Annotated in this window: 1 protein-coding gene; it reads right to left on the bottom strand. The window is 41.9% G+C overall.

The window, feature by feature from the left end:
* The coding region (locus tag CWC28_RS22315) for a hypothetical protein (protein WP_212746811.1) at window positions 1-420 on the bottom strand (420 nt) is incomplete at both ends.

Genomic DNA, 420 nt, shown 5'->3' with positions numbered 1-420 from the left:
CCATCAATGTTGTAATCATATTTATGTTCAGGGGAACTGTCAGGCGGGCAAGACTCAGTTTCAGTCTGACCTTGACTGATTGCATCGAAATCAACCTGACCACCTCCCTGAGCGCCCATCTTACACGTACCATCTTCCATCAATAAATTAAGAGGTAAAAGAATTACACCAGAACCGGGAGAACTTTTACTAGTTGAACCACATGGCTGAGCCCTATCCAAGTTAATAAAAGCCCAAGACAAGCAAGCATCCATAGCGCCAGCGTATGATTGTGATGTAACTTTAGAATAAGAACGACCGCCCCAAGACTGCCTATAAACACATTGATAAATTGTCTCAATCATAACTTTAGGGTCACGTAAATCGTCTAAATCAAGTTGTACTGATAATGTGGTAGGGACAAAAAAAGCGCTAGTAAGC

The sequence above is a fragment of the Pseudoalteromonas sp. S4492 genome, assembly GCF_005886115.1.
Classification (GTDB): domain Bacteria; phylum Pseudomonadota; class Gammaproteobacteria; order Enterobacterales; family Alteromonadaceae; genus Pseudoalteromonas; species Pseudoalteromonas gelatinilytica.
This window is presented reverse-complemented; position numbering and strand designations above follow the sequence as displayed.